The 17,169-nt window shown below is 54.2% G+C and carries 17 protein-coding genes; 9 read left to right on the top strand and 8 right to left on the bottom strand.

The annotated features are described in order from the left end of the window. The first annotated feature begins 112 nt into the window (after nt 1-112). Both QOM08_RS12665 and QOM08_RS12660 read left to right on the top strand, forming a co-directional pair. The gene (locus QOM08_RS12665; protein WP_316913075.1) at nt 113-1,009 is read left to right on the top strand and encodes a hydroxymethylglutaryl-CoA lyase; all 897 of its coding nucleotides are present in this window, start codon (nt 113-115) and stop codon (nt 1,007-1,009) included. A gap of 295 nt (nt 1,010-1,304) precedes the next feature. Further along, entirely contained in the window at nt 1,305-1,973 is a 669-nt protein-coding gene (locus tag QOM08_RS12660; RefSeq protein ID WP_316913074.1) for a glutathione S-transferase family protein, read from the top strand. Between the two features lie 437 nt (nt 1,974-2,410). Here the strand turns inward: QOM08_RS12660 and QOM08_RS12655 are convergent, their stop codons facing one another. Next, nucleotides 2,411-2,530 carry a molybdopterin cofactor-binding domain-containing protein gene (locus QOM08_RS12655; protein ID WP_316913224.1) on the bottom strand — a complete coding sequence of 40 codons (120 nt, stop codon included), beginning with the start codon at nt 2,528-2,530 and terminating at the stop codon, nt 2,411-2,413. A 438-nt stretch (nt 2,531-2,968) separates the two neighbouring features. Between QOM08_RS12655 and QOM08_RS12650 the strand changes: the two genes are divergently transcribed. From QOM08_RS12650 to QOM08_RS12640, 3 genes are all read left to right on the top strand, one after another. Further along, the gene (locus QOM08_RS12650; RefSeq protein WP_316913073.1) at nt 2,969-3,811 is read left to right on the top strand and encodes an SDR family oxidoreductase; all 843 of its coding nucleotides are present in this window, start codon (nt 2,969-2,971) and stop codon (nt 3,809-3,811) included. Nucleotides 3,812-4,211: 400 nt separating this feature from the next. Continuing rightward, nucleotides 4,212-5,147: an AraC family transcriptional regulator gene (locus tag QOM08_RS12645; RefSeq protein WP_316913072.1), complete on the top strand. Its 936-nt coding sequence runs from the start codon at nt 4,212-4,214 to the stop codon at nt 5,145-5,147. 52 nt (nt 5,148-5,199) lie between these two features. Next, the gene (locus QOM08_RS12640; RefSeq protein ID WP_316913071.1) at nt 5,200-5,595 is read left to right on the top strand and encodes a DUF1330 domain-containing protein; all 396 of its coding nucleotides are present in this window, start codon (nt 5,200-5,202) and stop codon (nt 5,593-5,595) included. Between the two features lie 746 nt (nt 5,596-6,341). On the opposite strand, the gene QOM08_RS12635 is transcribed toward QOM08_RS12640, so the two are convergent. The 4 genes from QOM08_RS12635 to QOM08_RS12620 form a co-directional block, all read right to left on the bottom strand. Beyond that, nucleotides 6,342-7,481: an NADH-dependent flavin oxidoreductase gene (locus QOM08_RS12635; RefSeq protein ID WP_316913070.1), complete on the bottom strand. Its 1,140-nt coding sequence runs from the start codon at nt 7,479-7,481 to the stop codon at nt 6,342-6,344. A gap of 587 nt (nt 7,482-8,068) precedes the next feature. Beyond that, the gene (locus QOM08_RS12630; RefSeq protein WP_316913069.1) at nt 8,069-9,238 is read right to left on the bottom strand and encodes an aldo/keto reductase; all 1,170 of its coding nucleotides are present in this window, start codon (nt 9,236-9,238) and stop codon (nt 8,069-8,071) included. A gap of 389 nt (nt 9,239-9,627) precedes the next feature. Further along, a complete protein-coding gene (locus QOM08_RS12625; protein ID WP_410479142.1) occupies nt 9,628-10,077 on the bottom strand; it encodes a M20/M25/M40 family metallo-hydrolase in 450 nt (149 codons plus the stop codon). Between the two features lie 283 nt (nt 10,078-10,360). Next, nucleotides 10,361-11,248, bottom strand: a complete 888-nt coding sequence (locus QOM08_RS12620; RefSeq protein WP_316913068.1) for a LysR family transcriptional regulator — start codon at nt 11,246-11,248, stop codon at nt 10,361-10,363. A gap of 103 nt (nt 11,249-11,351) precedes the next feature. Between QOM08_RS12620 and QOM08_RS12615 the strand changes: the two genes are divergently transcribed. From QOM08_RS12615 to QOM08_RS12600, 4 genes are all read left to right on the top strand, one after another. Beyond that, nucleotides 11,352-12,353, top strand: a complete 1,002-nt coding sequence (locus QOM08_RS12615; protein WP_316913067.1) for a zinc-dependent alcohol dehydrogenase family protein — start codon at nt 11,352-11,354, stop codon at nt 12,351-12,353. Nucleotides 12,354-12,532: 179 nt separating this feature from the next. Next, complete coding sequence (locus QOM08_RS12610; RefSeq protein ID WP_316913066.1) at nt 12,533-13,372, top strand: SDR family oxidoreductase; 840 nt, start codon at nt 12,533-12,535, stop codon at nt 13,370-13,372. 53 nt (nt 13,373-13,425) lie between these two features. Then, nucleotides 13,426-14,037: a hypothetical protein gene (locus QOM08_RS12605; protein WP_316913065.1), complete on the top strand. Its 612-nt coding sequence runs from the start codon at nt 13,426-13,428 to the stop codon at nt 14,035-14,037. Nucleotides 14,038-14,078: 41 nt separating this feature from the next. Continuing rightward, nucleotides 14,079-14,909, top strand: coding sequence for an oxidoreductase (locus tag QOM08_RS12600; RefSeq protein ID WP_316913064.1), 831 nt, complete (start codon nt 14,079-14,081; stop codon nt 14,907-14,909). Between the two features lie 95 nt (nt 14,910-15,004). On the opposite strand, the gene QOM08_RS12595 is transcribed toward QOM08_RS12600, so the two are convergent. Genes QOM08_RS12595 through QOM08_RS12585 form a run of 3 tightly spaced genes read right to left on the bottom strand, consistent with a single transcriptional unit; the run spans nt 15,005 to nt 17,143 of the window. Continuing rightward, complete coding sequence (locus QOM08_RS12595) at nt 15,005-15,532, bottom strand: sugar phosphate isomerase/epimerase (protein ID WP_316913063.1); 528 nt, start codon at nt 15,530-15,532, stop codon at nt 15,005-15,007. Continuing rightward, nucleotides 15,460-15,852 (bottom strand): hypothetical protein, encoded by a 393-nt coding sequence (locus QOM08_RS12590; RefSeq protein ID WP_316913062.1) that lies wholly within the window; start codon nt 15,850-15,852, stop codon nt 15,460-15,462. The genes QOM08_RS12595 and QOM08_RS12590 overlap by 73 nt, the downstream gene beginning before the upstream one ends. Before the next feature lie 55 nt (nt 15,853-15,907). Next, nucleotides 15,908-17,143: a nucleoside permease gene (locus QOM08_RS12585; protein WP_316913061.1), complete on the bottom strand. Its 1,236-nt coding sequence runs from the start codon at nt 17,141-17,143 to the stop codon at nt 15,908-15,910. Nucleotides 17,144-17,169 lie beyond the last annotated feature (26 nt).

The raw sequence follows: 17,169 nt of genomic DNA, 5'->3' as shown, positions 1-17,169 counted from the left end.
CTTCCCGTAGGGTGCTCCTCCCCGCGCACCATAACTTGTAGAACGGGTTGAGCATCGGGTCATCAGATCGCAGCTCTTCCCGTTGAATCGACCAACCAACGAAGAGGCAAGAATGAACTTACCCAAACAGGTACGCCTGGTTGAAGTCGGCCCACGCGACGGTCTGCAGAACGAGAAGCAACCCATCAGCGTATCCGACAAGGTACGCTTGGTGGATGATCTGTCCGCTGCCGGCATGAGCTATGTGGAAGTAGGCAGTTTTGTATCGCCAAAATGGGTGCCGCAAATGGCCGGCTCCGATGAAGTCTTCGCGAAAATTCAACAAAAATCCGGCGTCACATACGCGGCCCTGGCGCCGAATCTCCGGGGTTTCGAGGCCGCAATGGTGGCTGGTGTAGCGGAAGTAGCGGTATTTGCTGCTGCGTCTGAAAGTTTTTCTCAGAAGAATATCAACTGTTCGATCGCTGAAAGTTTGCAGCGCTTCGTGCCGCTGATGGACGCGGCCAAAGCCAGAGGCGTTCGCGTGCGCGGTTATGTATCCTGCGTACTAGGCTGCCCTTACGAGGGTGAAGTGGTGGCAGCTCAAGTGGCCAGTGTCGCCAGAGAGCTATACGCCATGGGCTGCTACGAGATATCGCTGGGAGATACGATCGGCGTCGGCACGCCGGGCAAGACTGGACAATTGCTCAACGTGGTCAGCCGTGACATTCCACGGCACCTGCTGGCCGGGCATTTCCACGATACGTTTGGTCAAGCCCTGGCCAATATCTACGCCAGTCTTCAAGAAGGCCTGGCCGTGTTCGACAGTTCAGTGGCTGGCCTGGGAGGCTGCCCCTACGCCAAGGGCGCCACTGGTAACGTCGCCAGCGAGGATGTGCTTTACCTGCTCAACGGCCTCGGCATCAACACTGGCGTCGACCTGGACAAGCTGATTGCCGCAGGCCAGCGCATTTGTCAGGTTCTGGGCAAACACAACGGCTCTCGGGTAGCGCGGGCCATGCTGGCTTAGGCTTAAAACGATTACCCAGCCAAAGGCACACCATAAGCGCACTGCAAGCTACAACCTCGACAAAGAGTGAGCGCTCCTTAGGTGACAACGTTCAGTCGATGATTGCGCACTAACTGTCTCGCGCTCCGGTCCTTTAAAAGCGGAATTGCACGGTTACGCTTATATAAAGTCGATACCCTCTCGATTTTGATTGATCGACACTGCCTATAAGCCGAATTTGCAGTTTGCCAGTCATTGGTAGGGTATAGCCGCATCGAACACCCAAGCATCCGAAATATAGATAGGTGGCTACCGTATGATCACCCTGTATCACTGCCTCAGCGCGCGATCCTTCCGGCCACTGTGGGCATTAGAAGCATTAGGACTACCATACACGCTGAAGATTTTGCCTTTTCCTCCACGCGTTCATGCACGCCACTTTCTTGATATCAATCCGATCGGCACTGTTCCGGCCATTATCGTTGACGATGTCTTAATGACCGAGTCAGCGGGAATTTGTGAATATCTCACCCAAAGATACGGCCCCACTCAGCTAGCGGTAATGCCCAACGAGCCAGATTATCCGCACTATCTAAACTGGCTACATTACGGGGAAGCAACGCTAACATTCCCGCAAACAATTATTTTGCGATATGGGCAGTTTGAGGATATATCGAGGCGCCTCCCGCAAGCCGTGGACGATTACTCGAAATGGTTCCTAGGTAGACTCCGGGCCATTGAGATTGCATTGCAAGGGCGAACATATCTCTGTCAAAACCGTTTTACGGTTGCGGACATTTCGGTGGGTTACGCTCTGATGCTGGCAGACTTTATTGGTCTGAGTGATAAATTCTCAACACACGTGAACCTCTACTGGCGCATGCTACAAACGCACCCGTCGTACTTGAAAGCATTGCGCATACAAGAGGCGGCAGCTTTCGAACAGGGCGTGCCACTGGATCACGCACCACTGATTGGCAGATGACTGGAGGTACTGCCTAGCACACGGCACCAAGTGTTGCGCCGCACCGAGAAAAGGGGTCAGATCGGATTTGCCCGAAATTTCTCCGGCCTAGTGTTTCATGAGCAGCGCTTGGAATACCTCTTTCTCAATCACCACAGGGAGCGCCCATGGACTGCTCAAGCCCTCTCAGGTATAGCACTGCCTGGCCCCTGCGCCTGATAGTTATCGCTCGTTTAAACACCTGAGATCAACTCATCCACCGTGATGGGCAGGTCACGAATGCGTTTTACCCGTTGCATGGTACACCGCGTTGCCGATAGCCGTCGCGACGCGGACTATCCCCGACTCGCCGACCGCTTTACCTCCCGGAGCATTGGCGTGCATGTCTGGAACACCCACGTCGGGTGTGATGAGCTGGGGTATATCCATATTCACAGGGGGCTACATAATCCGCAAAGTTAGCATTCACGATCCGCCGATTCCGAGGAGTCAATGCTCCCCTCCTCCAACGACGCTTGGCCAATGCCCATAATCATGCCGCCCATCAACTGGCTTGCAGCAAGCTTTGGGTTGTAGATCCTTACGCTGTCGAATGCGACTACCGTGCGTTTGAACCGGGAGCGTACCGAAGTTCATCCACCCTCCCTTCGACGGAGTGCACGCCCCTGCTGTGCGCCGATACACCGCCATTTGTAGCTGCAAGCATCTGGCTGAAACCTTAGGCAGGCGCGTCGTGATCAGCTTCTGTAGCCTCCACGTTGAATGTATCACCTGAATGAATTGCCTGACGGGAGCACTTTTTTGCCTAATGCAACGGGTCTCATGGCGCAGAGCAAACTTTGGCTTGATTTAAGCCGCGGTCGTTTCGGGCAACTGTCTGATCGAATTTGACAAACAATTTGAGAGCAAAGTGATGAGAATAAAGCTCTTAGTGCAAGCCCCTCCGGCGCTTACATAGCCAACTGGTCATAGCCGCCCAAAGCTGCGCTCACGACACAATCAATGAGGTTTAGTAAATGACTAAGAAAAAGGTATGGCTCATAACAGGCGCCGGTAGAGGATTAGGTTTGAGTTTGACCAAGGCAGCACTCGCTGCTGGACACGCCGTCGTCGCAACTGGGCGTGACCCGCAAAAGGTGGCTTCTGCCGTCGGAACGAACAATGAGTTGCTGGTCCTCAAATTGGATGTGACTTACCCCGAAGATGCCAGCAACGCCATTAATGCTGCACTCGATAAGTTCGGACACATCGACGTACTCGTTAACAACTCGGGCAACCTGTACTCAGGTTTTTTTGAGGAGTTGACACCTGAGCAAGTTCGCCAGCAGTTGGAGACCGTGTTGTTTGGCCCGATGAACGTCACGCGTGCTGTGCTCCCGGTCATGCGCAAACAACGTTCCGGGCTTATAGTGACGGTGTCCTCAACCGCGGGCATCGTGGGCAGCTCTTTCTGCACAGCCTATGCAGCGGCAAAATTCGGGGTCGAAGGCTGGATGGAATCGCTCGCGCCCGAAATCGCTCCTTTCGGAATAAACACCATGCTGGTCGAGCCGGGATTCTTCCGCACCGAATTTTTAGGAGCGGATTCGACAACATTCGCCGAGTCGGGAATTGAAGACTACGCCATACAAAGCAAAGAGACTGTTCAGGCACTAACTAACCTGAACGGAAAGCAACCTGGAGACCCAGCAAAGCTAGCGGCAGCCGTCATACAACTTGCAGGGAACGCAACACCACCTATGCGCTTCGCGGGCGGTGCCGACGCGGTCCAAGGTTTCGAAGCCAAAGCGAAATTACTACTTGAACAAGCCAATGCTCATCGCACGCTGTCAAGCGACATGGGTTTCCCAGCGTCCTGATCAGGACAACACCTACCACGCATCACCGCAAAAAAGGCTGGGAAGACACTCACCTTTTTTGTGATGCGGGCGGCCTGAGCCAGGTAACCACATTTAAATGTGTTTAACGTTCCGTTCGCCATTCTCTTAATCGCCTGTTGCATAAAAATTCCACCTCTGACGCCATCCCTCGCAATAGGCAAATAAAGACTTCGTTTAGGCATTTTATTGGACTGGCCAATAGACATACTCCTATGACGTAGGTTGATGGATGTAAGTGAGCATTTCCTGCCGCCTCCCCACCAATGCCTCTACAACCTGACCGAACAGGCGCGTCTGTTGGTCTCGACTTGAAACTCGAAAGCACACAGCGATGGATGCTTTCAAGATTCTGCCTACGGCAGAAAGGGAGTAATTCGCGATGCACGCTGAGCATGAGTTTTTTGAAGAGCAACCGGCTTTTAGCACGGAAAGTTTCGAGAGAGGTGATACCTCCGGTCTGGCCAAAGCGGTGGGCCAAATTCTGCGCAGCGACGGGGATCTCACCGTCGTTCCTGGCTTTAACCTTCATCGCAGGCACAAAGTCACCGAGCCGATGCACTGTGTCTATGGCTTGGGAATCGGAGTGACATTGCAGGGCCGAAAGCAAGTCATGGTGGGCGATGAAGTGATGACTCATGGGCCGGGGCAATGCGTCGTTACCAGCGTAGACCTGCCGGTAATCGCTAATGTTAGCAGGGCGACTACAGCAGAACCTTTCCTGGGCATGACACTAACGTTTGAGAACGATCTGGTGATGCAGGTTATGGAGCGGATGCAGCTGCAAAGACACACGAAACCTGAACGCTTTCGCCCCGTTACCGTACAGCCATTGGATGTAGGTGTACTTCAAGCTTTTGAGCGACTCGTTCGACTACTTGAAGAGCCCGACTTGATGCACACACTCGCTCCGCTGATTAAGCAGGAAATCATCGTTCGCTTGCTAAATGGCCCCTCAGGCGCACAGTTACGCCACGTTATAAGTGCCGGAACACCCAGACAGCACATTACCGAAGCAGTTGCTTCGCTTAAACTCAATTTCCGCCAAGCACTGCGCATGGACGATCTTGCAGAAGCGGCACATATGAGCCCCTCGACATTTCGTCAGCACTTTCGTGCCGTGACAGGTATGAGCCCGCTGCAATACCAAAAACAACTACGCCTGCAAGCTGCAAGGCAATTGATGTTGATCGAACACATCGACGCCAGCAGCGCAGGTGGACTCGTAGGTTACGAAAGCTCTTCGCAATTCAGTCGTGAGTATAGTCGTCTGTTCGGAGAGCCTCCGCAGAGAGATATCAAACGTCTCAAATCTTAATAGCCTACTCGAACTTATAAAACAGTTGAAACTTAACTAAAGGAGTCAGATGATGAAACCAGTAAAAACATTAGCTGGAGTAATGGCAAGCGTAGCGTTTTTTACCACGGGTAGCGCAGGTCTGAGCATTGCGCAAGCGAGCACCGCCCCCCCTGCTCCCGCCTACTATGTAGCCGAATTCGAAGTGACGGATCCGGTTGCAATCAAACCTTACAGAGAAAATGTCGAGTCCACGCTCAAACCCTACGGTGGGCACTTCATTGTTCGAGGAGGAAATACTCTCTCATTGGAAGGAAATGCGCCTGTGCGTCGAATGGTCATTATTAAGTTTGAAAATATCGAAAAAGCCAAGGCTTGGTACAACTCGTACGAATACACAAATCTGAGAAAAATCCGCCTCAACTCGGCCAATGCAGATGTCTATCTGATTGACGGAGTCGCTGAATAAATGAAGTAAGTGAGTGGGCATGACTAACACTAACAGCGACCTAAGGCGCTCTAATGACCGACTCACCTAACGACAGCGAAGCAAAGGCGCGACAATGCTTGGCGGTATTTCAGCGGATAGACGGCATAAGTATATTGGTCTCCTTACTGATGTGGCTTTCAATAGCTGCTTATTCTTTTCTAGAGACTGGCGATAGCTTTCTTTTGATTATGCCGCTGATTTTCATATGCACCTCAACTTGCATATACGTTATATCTTCGGCCTACACGACTAAGGGGATAGTGGGGGCGGGATTGATCAGCCTGACAAATATACTGTGGTTGTGCAGCTACCCCATTTAATTTTGCAGTGACTTCGTCAGCGCTTATCTGATCAACGATGCACGTTGCTCACTGCCAATCGTGTATCGATCCACTGTCTATTGATAACTAACGAAAGAAGTCGACTTTACCGGCGCATCTACATCGGCGAGCGTCAGTACACAATCGGCGTAGGCCATGTCGAAGTTTTTCATCGATAGACCAATTTTTGCGTAAGTACTTGCGCTGGTCATCATGCTAGTGGGGACAGATCTTCGGAGCGATCAGCTGGATTAATGAACGCAATCTTGTCATCGCCAGTGCAGCGGAAGAGCAAGCCTAGGTTGGAGACCCGCTTGAGCGGAGCGACCGCATACGAACATTCCTGCGGTCACTCCTGCGGTCACTCCTGCGGTCACTCCTCCCACTTCTTGCTCGCTAGAGTCGTTACGGTGCACTCTGGAGTTTAAACCAACCCGTGGCGGCCTCGATTACGCCCCACAGTTTCGTGGGGATCGCGATCTGCGAGACTTGTGCTGGGTTCAAAGCGGTTTGAATCTGATCGTCGTGGCCTTTTTCTGCCAGCTCCACCCAGTCAGGATTTATGACAAGGCCCTGTCCAACCGCAACAAGCGACAGCCCGAGTTCAAGCGCTTCCTCTGCTTGGCGGGGCGTCTTAATCTGCCCGGCGGCAATCACCGGTGTTCGTCCGTCCACATGATCCAGGATCACCTTCGCCGTAGTCTTATCCCCCTTCTCACCGACAGGCACCGTTTCAAGAACGCTCCCCAGGGAAACGTGGAGATAGTCGATACCGCTTTCGATAAGCCCATCGACGAGCACACAGGTATCGTCGATCCGCAATCCATTTTCGCCAGATTCATCTGGCGAAATACGATAGCCAAACAGGAACGGTCGGTCAGCGTGTGCCTTGATGGTCCGATGGACTTCCTGAACAACCGCTAATGGAAAACGAAGACGATTCTCGAGTGAGCCGCCCCACTCGTCATCGCGCTGGTTGAACTTTGGAGAGAAGAAGTTCTGGATAAGAAATCCATGGGCGCCATGCAGCTCTATACCATCAAATCCTGCCTCGATGGCACGACGTGTTGAATCACCAAACGCCTGGATAACGTCGTGGATTTCTCCCTTGGTCATTGCGCGCGGTGTAGCGGGAACGCTGAAAGGTCCTGCCTCAATGCTCACTGCACTGGCACTGACAACTTCGCCTTCGGGTACCAACTCCAAAACGGCCTTGTTGCCCGCATGAAACAATTGCAGCACTGCCGTTGCACCACCGCTCTTCGCCGCCTGAGCCAATCGCTGTAGACTCGGAACGAATTTATCGTCGAACGCTGCAAATTCGTCGGTGAACCCAATTCCGTTTTCGAGAACGTGTGTGCAACCGGTGATCACGAGACCTACACCGTTCACTCGACGCTGGTAATAAGCAACTTCCTCGTCGGAGACGGTACCATCCGCGTTACCGGCCCAAGTTGTCATGGGTGCCATCGCCACGCGATTGCGCAGCTCGATTCCGTTGTCAAAGACAAACGGTTCGAACACCTTACGAGTAACCTGATTCATTTGAGTACCTAATACAAACTAGTTGATCACTGCCCAGTCGCAGCGTCCGAAGTAGCCACGTATGACTGCTGAATATCGAATCACTGCGGTCAAGACCTTTACTGACGTTCCTCTCCACCCTGAGTCAAAACTCGCCTTGTGGAGGAGGATATTCTCCAGTCACTCAGTATTACCGACCCGCAATGGAACCGGTTGCCGAAACTACCGCATTGGTTGCCTGATTCGATGAAAAGACCGTAATCCACCATTTTTTACAAGGCGTTCAAAAACACCTGCTAAGGCTGATAAAGCCCATAACAGCGGCTTACTGCTGCCTCAGACAGTAAAAGCTTCGTTTCAGCGACAGTAGCTCATACCGATGGAAGACTGATGCAAACTGCAGTTTTTGAGCAACCGAGCTCCATCTTTTAAAAGCCCAGGTGCAGGTTGAAAACAACCATGGCTTAGCCTGATTCGACGATCTACTGCACCCGGCTCAAGCACGCCAATGCGTACGTGCCGCCGGGTGTGGCCGTGTTAGCAGGTAAGGTCCGAGAAGCGAGACAGCGTGTTCGAGGGATCGCTGCTTCGCTTCTGCATTGTGAAGGTCACTTCGTGTCGTCGACGGCACGCATATGCATTGGACTCATTCGACCACCGTGCACCTTTAGCTTTGCCAGCGCTGTACCCATCTCCAACAGTTCGGCGGACGTCAACTTCACGTTGACTGACGCCAGGTTTTCCTGGAGGTGATCGAGCTTGCGTGTACCTGGAATCGGGACGATCCAGGGCTTCTGCGCGAGCAACCACGCCAGCGATATCTGCGCGGGAGTGGCACGCTTTTCCAGTGCGAACTTCCTGAGCAAAGCAATGATCGGCTCGTTTGCTGCCAGGTTCTCAGGCGTGAAGCGCTCAAACCCGGAGCGCAAATCGGTCTTGGCATCGAACCGTGTGCTGCTATTCAGCGTGCCGGGTAAAAACCCCATGCCCAGCGGGCCCCAACACACGAAACCGATTCCCAACTGTTCACAGGTATCAAGCACTCCGTTGTGTTCGACGCTTCTCTCCATGATGGAGTATTCGGTTTGAACCGCTGTCACGGGCTGAACTGCGTGCGCCCGCCGGATGGTGCTTGCACTTGCCTCCGAGAGACCAAAGTGCAGCACCTTGCCTTCATTGATAAGATCCCGGACCGTACCCGCTACATCTTCGATAGGTACGCTTGGATCGACCCGGTGTTGATAGTAGAGATCGATACGGTCGGTGCGCAGACGCTTCAGCGACCCCTCAAGCACCTTCCTGATGTGTGCCGGGCGGCTATTGAGTGCACCGCCGGCATCCATGTCGAAACCGAATTTTGACGCGACGACAACATTGTTGCGAAAGGGGGCAAGCGCTTCACCGACCAATTCTTCATTTGTATACGGCCCATACACTTCGGCCGTATCAAAAAAAGTGACGCCTTGTTCATGCGCGGTACGGATGACCTTAATGCCCTGCTCTTTGCCAGCAGGTGCCCCGTAATTGGCACTGATGTTCATGCACCCGACACCGAGTTCTGAGACTTCCAGCGTACCTAGCTTGCGCTTGTTTGTGACCTGCGCTCTGCTCGCTGAGCCGCCGACGCCTTTAGCGCTATCTGATGATGCTGCCCACGACAGCGGTGCAACACTCAAACCGGCCCCAACGATGGCCCCGCCAATCAAAACGTCTCGGCGGCTGAAGCCTAAGCGATCTTGGAATTTGGATCCTGGTGTGCCTCTCTTATCCTTCTGCATTATCGCGCCCTATCTGTAAATTGCTGCCATGGGATAAACGTTGGTTAACGCCGTCGAAACTCCGGGTTTATCCAACCGAGCCGAACTGAGCGACTGTCACGTTGCGAACGTCACGCTGGCAGACGCGTTGCGATCCTCTGCCCGATACGAACAAGCGGAGCGCTGTCCAACGGCTAAACAGCCAGCCGTCCACTAACCTTCAGGTTTGAGTATGCGATGCACTTGCTGAGACCAGTTGCCCGTTTTGTCGCTTTCACTGCCTATTCCAAGGATTCTTCTGAGCACTTCAGGCAGTCAACGGAGGGCGCGGTAGTGTCCGCTTGGGGTTTAGACACACCACGACTGCCTGAGGAAGCCATAAAGGCCGGTCATCCGTACTTCAGGTGCAGCTACGCAATTGTGTGCGCTGGCGATTGCGTGTGCGATCTCTGCCAACCGTTGCTCAAGCAAATCACGGGTAGCTGGCAAAAAACTGCGTGCAGTCCCTCGCACAACAACGTGCGAAGGAATGACATTAGCCGCGTCCAGATGCCCACCTTGGATGTTGGATCGGTGGCAACGCTTGGCATTGATCCATGTCCACCCGTACCCGAGAACGCTACAGTCCAGGTGTCATTGGCCGCCATCATAGCCCCCTCGCGAATAGCAAAGTCTCCTGCGGGGATACCCGGCATGTTGTGCATTCCGTAAACAGAGTCGCATGGGAAGAGCTCAAACAAGCCCTCGGCCACCATTACCCGACCGCCTCCCAGGCTCTCCTCGGCGGGTTGGAAAATGAAATGGAGAGTACCAGGGAAATCTCGATGCTCTGCGGAACAGCGGGCGGCGCCAAGGAGCATCGCTGTATGGCCATCATGACCGCACGCATGCATCTTCCCTTCAACCGCTGACTGTACCGCCAAGCACACTCAACACCTTGCCCCATTCCGAGCATATCAATGCAACATTCAACGCTTTTTCGTACCCCGACTCAGCGTCAGCGAAACAGACACTGCGGTCTCTATGCCACAACCGGAGTTCCTTGCTGTCTACGCCGATGCGGTGCAACTGGTCGATATCGATTTGCGCTACCGGTGTCTATCCGCGGCGCTTGGGAACGTGCCGCCCCGACTGTGTGCTCGATTACAGAGGGTGGGTCGCGACCCAGTTTTTCAAGTGTGAGACAAAACTTCGCACCGTCGGAGCGACGTTTACTCTGGAGGGGAATACAGCGTAGAGGCCAATGGGTGGTTCGATAGTCCAGTCAGGAAATGCCTCCACTAAATTTCCGGACTTCAAATCATCGCGTACATGCCAATCCATCAGAAGCGCGATGCCATGCCCATCGAGTGCCATCTGACGAACGACCTCCCCAAGACTTGATGAAAAGCGGACTGGTATTTTGCTGGTCCTTTGCACGCTCCCTTTAGTGAGCGTCCAACTCGTGTCCTTCCCGACTATTATGCCGTCCAGGTCCGCCAAGTCATTTGGGTTCGTGGGCATACCCTGTTTCTGCCAGTAACTGGGGGCGGCACAAATAAGGCGCCGAGAGGTGCAAATTTTCTGTGCAATCAAAGATGAATCTGGCATCAGACCGTGGCGGATGGCCAAGTCGGTCCCGTGTGCAGCCAAATCAACCAGTTGGTCCGTGGGGTGAATATCGACGATCACCTTGGGGTAAAGCGAGAGATAGCTGCTGACGACCCCAGACAAATAACCCTGTGCGAATGTCGCTGAGGCTGTAATCCGCAGGCGCCCAGTGACTTCGCCTTCGCGAAAAAAAACGCGCTCGGCGGCGCCCACGTTTTCCAGAATACCCAACGCATGGTGATACAACTCCTCACCGTCTGACGTTGGACTTAGCTGCCGGGTAGTACGGTTGAAAAGTCGCCTTCCGACACTGTCTTCCAGCGCCATAAGACGCTTACTCCCGCCCGCTGCAGTCATCCCGAGTCGCTCAGACGCAGCGCGGATGGATCCCTCCTCAAAAACGGCAATGAACAGGCGCAGATCTTCAATAGAATTCAACATTGGATTACCAACCAACCGGACCGAATAATTCAACCAATTTAGCGTATTGCATCCTTTCCGTTAATGATAAGTTCCTCGGATCTTTAAGTTTTTGGAGTCTGCCTTGAAAGCAATCGCGATCAATCAACATGGAGCATCCAGCGTATTCACAGAAATTGATACAGCCGATCCAATCGCTCGGCCTGGTCATGTCATTGTTCGTGTGAAGGCAACGAGCGTGAACCCCGTTGATGTGAAAATTCGGATGGGCAGCGAGGGTACTGCCGGGCTGAGTTTCCCCGCGATCCTTCACATTGACGTAGCCGGTGTCATCAGCTCGATTGGTGAGGGGGTGACGCGCTTTAAAATTGGGGATGAAGTCTATGGTTGTTTCGGCGGCATTGTAGGCATCCCGGGGGCTTTGGCAGATCAGATGGAAGCCGACGCGGATATGCTTGCACTCAAGCCCCGATCACTGTCCTTCGGTGAGTCCGCAAGTCTGCCGCTCGTGGGTATAACGGCTTGGGAAGCGTTAGTCGACAGAGCTGTCATCAAGCCCAACGATAATGTCCTTGTACACGGGGGTACCGGTGGTGTCGGCCACATCGGCATTCAGTTGGCAAAGGTATTGGGCGCGCGTGTTTCGACAACAGTTTCTACGCCTGAAAAAGCGGAAACAGCCCGCCGACTAGGCGCAGATGAAGTGATTTTATATCGCAGTGAGACACCGCCTGACTATGTTCAGCGACTCACTGAGGGCAAAGGGTTCGATACCGTGTTCGATACCGTAGGTGGTGAGGTTTTACAGAATTCGCTCAAGGCCGCGAAGCGTAAAGGTCACGTGGTCTCGCTCATTGGTTACGACACTTACGACCTTACCGACATGCATTTCAAAGCGCTGAGGCTCGACTTTGTATTCATGGCCATCTCGATCATCCACAACCAGGATCGAAAACACCACGGTGAGATTCTGGAGCGATTGGCTGCTTTGGTTGATCGTGGCCTGATCAAACCGCTGATTGATGAGCAGTATGAGTTTACGGTTTTCGGAGTCAGTGCCGCCCATGCACGTCTTGAATCAGGCCGCGCAATTGGCAAGATCATCATTGAACGACAGGACGCCTGAGGTCCACCTCGGCAACTCTGGAATTTGTCGACCCGCGATTCCGATTCGTCGTTTTAGGCAGTATTTCAAACGAAGTCTGCAACCCCTCAGACGGCCATAGCGAGAGAATGACGGCTCATAAAGGACGCGAGCAGGCGCACGTCTGAGCGTCCATTCTTGTTGCAGACGAGGAACATCGCATGAGTCAGAAACAGGTTTGGATCATCACCGGTGCAAGTCGAGGCCTTGGCGTCCATTTGGCTCAGGCTGCATTGACAGCCGGACATACCGTGGTGGCCACTGGACGCGATCCGAAGAAGGTTGAAGTCGCTATTGGCGCCCACGCAGATTTACTGACGTTGACGCTCGACATCACCAAACCCGAGGACGCAAAAGCAGTGGTCGCATCGGCTGTCAGCCAATTCGGCAAAGTCGATGTACTGATTAACAACGCAGGTGACTTCTACGCCGGGTTCTTCGAAGAGCTGACCCAAGAACACGTTCGCCGTCAGATTGAAACACTGCTGTTTGGGCCAATGAATGTTACACGGGCGGTACTCCCCGTTTTGCGCAAACAAAGGTCTGGCTTGGTCGTGACGGTTTCGTCTACAGCCGGGATCGTCGGCGGCACCTTCTGCAGCGCATATGCCGCGGGTAAATTCGGCGTGGAAGGATGGATGGAATCCCTAGCATCTGAGGTGGATCAATTTGGGATCAAAACAATGCTGGTTGAGCCTGGCTTTTTCCGCACAGACCTGCTGACTAAAGATTCGACAACATTCGCTGAGCCTTCAATTGAGGATTATGCGCAGAAAACACGCGAAACCGTCAAAGCCTGGAGCGGCATGAGTGGTAAGCAAGGCGGTGATCCGGCCAAGCTTGCAACAGCGATTGTCCAGCTTGCGGCGATTGACACACCACCCGCTCGCTTCGTAGCGGGCGCTGACGCGGTTCAGGCTTTTGAGAGCAAAGCGAAGCTTCTCCTGGAACAAGCCGATGCACATCGCACATTGTCCTGCTCATTGGCGCACGACGCGTAGTGACTGGGCAAGATCAACGTCCTACGACGAAAAAAGCAAGCAGGAGAAATCTCGTGATCGCCCTGATCGCAATCGCCGCTGTCGCTGGTCTGAGCGCCTTCACCGCCGTCGGGGTGAAGGATCAAACTTACGTGGCAAGCCCAGAGTTTTCTGCCAATGCTGAGGCATCCAGTGAAAATGTGGTTGTGTACTATTCCCGATCAGGCCACTCGGAGGCGGTCGCACGCGAGGTAGCAAAGCGGCTCAAAGCGCCAATCTCCAGGATTGATGCCGATTACCCGCTCAGTTTTGGAGGACAGACCAAGGCAATTGCCGATGCAGAGGCGAAGGCTTTTCCATTGATCAACGTCGAATCGCTTGATCTTCGGCCCGCGAAACGCGTGTATCTGGTTTCGCCCACCTGGATGTTCCGGCCTGCTCCACCGTTGTGGACATTTGTCCGGCAAAGCGACCTGTCCGGAAAAGACGTGGTGCTGATCATGACCGGCAACAGTCGGTTCAAGCAGGAGGAGATCGATAAATTTTCACACCTGATTAACTCGCGCGGCGGTCATCTCATTCATCAAGAGTTCATCCGTCGCGGGCGCGTCTACTGGCAGATGAGTCGCGGTGAATTGCTCGACACTGTCAATAGCAGCATGAACGAGCTTGCTCCACAACATTGACGGGGCGTTGCTCCTTACCTCACTTTCAAAAGGCACCACTGATGAGCAAAGTATGGTTTATCACAGGTACAACACGCGGCTTAGGCACCGAAATCGCTAAAGCGGCGCTCGCTGCAGGCGATAAGGTCGTCGCTACTGGCAGAGATGCGCAAGCCGTGATTCAGGCTGTGGGGCGCCATGACGAGTTGCTTCCCGTCGCGCTTGACGTGACTGATGAAAGACAGGCTGCGGCAGCGATCAGGACTGCCGTTGAATGGTTCGGCCGGGTCGACGTTATTGTCAATAATGCCGGCTACGCGGTACTGGGTGCCCTCGAGGAACTCGAGGACTCCGAGGTTCGTGAGCAGTTCGACACGAACGTGTTCGGACTTCTGAACGTGACCCGAGCGGCATTGCCAGTTCTTCGCGCACAGGGACGAGGCCACGTGATCAACATTTCCTCCGTAGCTGGCTATCACGGCGGTGCGGGCGCCTCGGCATATTGTGCGACTAAATATGCGGTCGAGGGCATCACTGAATGCCTGGCACTTGAAGTTGCACCGCTTGGTTTACACGTGACTGTCGTTGAGCCGGGGTACTTCAGAACTGAGTTCCTCAGCACGAACTCAGTACGATTCGCGAAGCAGGTCATTGAAGATTACGCAAAGAATCCGGCCGGCTCGCGTGAAGCGGTCCTGGCGGTACATGGCAAGCAAGCCAATGATCCAAAGAAACTGGCGCAGGCGTTGATTGTCCTGGCCAATGCTGAAAAGCCTCCACTGCGCTTCACCGCAGGCAGTGACGCTGTTGGATATTTTGAAGGCGAACTCAAGAAGCGTCATGACGAGCTGGCGGCGTGGCGTGAGCTCTCGGTTTCACTCGCTCACGAGTGACATCGCAATGTCTAACGCGCGGCGCCCCCAAAGGCGCCGCGTCGACCGAGGCGCACTTCAAGCGACTCTTCTCGCTGATCCAAGCAGACTCTGGACTACTCCAGTTTTCGTTCACGCCTCTCATTCTGCAGCTCACGTTGCAGATTCAGCTTAGATGCCTTAATGATCGAAGCAGGATCCTTGGGCAGGTCATGCTCAACAATGTAAAGAGGTCTCGCCTCCTCCTGCGCAGTCGCGACAATTTCATCCCAGGCCATCAGGCCCTCGCCGACAGGTGCGAAATTAAGCTCATCGTCGCGCACGCCAATACCCGCGTTGTCTTTGGCGTGCAGGGCGAAGAGCCGGTCCGAATAGCGTTTGATCAATCGGACCGGATCTTGACCACCGCGCGATACCCAGGCCGCGTCTATTTCAAGCGCCAAATTGTCTGGCCGCGTGGCATCCACCAGCCATTCATACCCCGTCTTGCCCTGGTATTTTTTCATCTCGAAATCATGGTTGTGATAGGCCAACCGCATGCCGTCCTTGCGCAATCGGGCACCCAGGGCATTCAGTTCGTCACCCAGTTTTTGCCAGCCCCGCGCATCGGTCGGCCGCTCTTGTGGCTGCAGATAAGGTACCACCAGGACCTGTTGCCCACCGCACGATTGAAGGCAATGGTTTCAGCCAGTTGGCGCCGCAATGCATCCATCTGCACATGGGCAGAGGTCACGGTAAGGTTGTACTTTTTCAGCAGCCGGTTGAGTTCATCACGACTAACACCCTGGTCACCGACCAACTCAACTGCCGAAAACCCGGAGTTTTGTGCCAGGAACAGTTGCGCCTCCAGGCTTCCAACATTGCGCAAGGTGTACATCTGCAAGGCGATTTTCCGATCGGCGGCGGGGGTCGCCAGCAGGTTTGTAGCACTCAGTGCACAGCTGGCAACGGTGGACAATGCCATTTTTGCAGTAGACGCATCGCAATTTCCTTATTGGTTGTTATGGAGTCGTAGCAGCTCAAGCCTTGGCAGACGCCAGCTCCACCCGTCGCGCATCGCGGAAGGCAAACAGGAACACCAGCACCACGCCCAGGGAAAAACAGGCCGGGAACAACCAGATGCTCTGCCATTGATGGCCCGCCGGGGTGGCGTAGTAGTCGGAGACATGGCCCGCGACCCAGAAACCGATCAGCATGCCAAAGCCGTAGGTGGCCAGGGTGATCAGGCCTTGGGCCGAGCTTCTGAAGCGTTCGGGGGTTTTCGCGTCGGTGTAGATCTGCCCGGACACAAAGAAAAAGTCGTAGCAGATACCGTGCAAGGCAATGCCGGTAAACAGCATGAAAGCCAGGTCGGCGTTATTACCGTAGGCAAACAGTACGTAGCGCAAGGCCCACGCCAACATGCCCATCAATAATGCGATCTTGATACCGAAGCGGTGAATGAACAGGGGGAGCAGGAGCATGAACAGAACTTCGGATACCTGACCGATAGCCATCTTCGCCGTGGGATTGGTCATGCCGATTTCCGCGAGAAACGGATTGGCATTCTGGTAATAGAACGCCAGCGGAATACAGATCAGGATCGAAGCAATGAAAAACACCAAGTAGCTGCGGTCTTTGAGCAGGCCCAGCGCATCCAGACCGAGCATCTGCTTGAGGCCGCTGCTGCGGGTCTCGGACTTCAGCGGCGCGGTACTCGGCAGGGTAAAGCTGTACAGACCCAGCACCAGGGACGCCAGCGCCGCCATCAGGAAAGTGTTGCGCAGGCCACCGGAAGCAATCGCGGCTTTCGAGTCCCAGGCGAAGACAAAACTGATCACCACACCGGCGACGATCCAGCCCACGGTGCCCCACACCCGAATGCGCGAGAACTCCAGCGCCGGGTCGCGCATCTGCCGAAAGGCCACGGAGTTGACCAGTGCCAGGGTCGGCATATAGATCATCATGTAGGCCAGCACGTAGGGATAGAACGCGCCGAAGTCCGGCGCGCGGTGGAGCTGATAGAGCAACACCGCCCCCACCAGGTGCAGCACCGCAAGAATGCGTTCGGCATTGAAGAAACGGTCAGCGATCAGCCCGATCACGAACGGGGCGATGATCGCGCCCCAGGACTGGGTCGAGAACGCCATGCCAATCTGGCCGCCGCTGGCGCCCAACTGGCTGGACAGGAAAGTGCCGAGGGTGACGAACCAGCCACCCCAGATAAAGAACTGCAGAAACATCATGGCGCTCAAGCGCGCAGTCATCCACGTCATAACAGTCACCGTCTTATTGTTATTGA

Origin of the sequence: Pseudomonas sp. P105, from assembly GCF_032614175.1 — a bacterium.
In the GTDB taxonomy this organism is placed as follows: Bacteria; Pseudomonadota; Gammaproteobacteria; order Pseudomonadales; family Pseudomonadaceae; genus Aquipseudomonas; species Aquipseudomonas rhizophila.
The sequence above is the reverse complement of the archived record's forward strand: the minus strand, read 5'-3'. Positions and strand labels throughout refer to the sequence as shown.

Bases quoted from the DNA above. Each gene is read 5' to 3' on its own strand.
- QOM08_RS12665 (WP_316913075.1), top strand. From the start codon at position 113: ATGAACTTACCCAAACAGGTACGCCTGGTTGAAGTCGGCCCACGCGAC.
- QOM08_RS12660 (WP_316913074.1), top strand. From the start codon at position 1,305: ATGATCACCCTGTATCACTGCCTCAGCGCGCGATCCTTCCGGCCACTG.
- QOM08_RS12650 (WP_316913073.1), top strand. From the start codon at position 2,969: ATGACTAAGAAAAAGGTATGGCTCATAACAGGCGCCGGTAGAGGATTA.
- QOM08_RS12645 (WP_316913072.1), top strand. From the start codon at position 4,212: ATGCACGCTGAGCATGAGTTTTTTGAAGAGCAACCGGCTTTTAGCACG.
- QOM08_RS12640 (WP_316913071.1), top strand. From the start codon at position 5,200: ATGAAACCAGTAAAAACATTAGCTGGAGTAATGGCAAGCGTAGCGTTT.
- QOM08_RS12635 (WP_316913070.1), bottom strand. From the start codon at position 7,481: ATGAATCAGGTTACTCGTAAGGTGTTCGAACCGTTTGTCTTTGACAAC.
- QOM08_RS12630 (WP_316913069.1), bottom strand. From the start codon at position 9,238: ATGCAGAAGGATAAGAGAGGCACACCAGGATCCAAATTCCAAGATCGC.
- QOM08_RS12625 (WP_410479142.1), bottom strand. From the start codon at position 10,077: ATGCTCCTTGGCGCCGCCCGCTGTTCCGCAGAGCATCGAGATTTCCCT.
- QOM08_RS12620 (WP_316913068.1), bottom strand. From the start codon at position 11,248: ATGTTGAATTCTATTGAAGATCTGCGCCTGTTCATTGCCGTTTTTGAG.
- QOM08_RS12610 (WP_316913066.1), top strand. From the start codon at position 12,533: ATGAGTCAGAAACAGGTTTGGATCATCACCGGTGCAAGTCGAGGCCTT.
- QOM08_RS12600 (WP_316913064.1), top strand. From the start codon at position 14,079: ATGAGCAAAGTATGGTTTATCACAGGTACAACACGCGGCTTAGGCACC.
- QOM08_RS12590 (WP_316913062.1), bottom strand. From the start codon at position 15,852: ATGGCATTGTCCACCGTTGCCAGCTGTGCACTGAGTGCTACAAACCTG.
- QOM08_RS12585 (WP_316913061.1), bottom strand. From the start codon at position 17,143: ATGACGTGGATGACTGCGCGCTTGAGCGCCATGATGTTTCTGCAGTTC.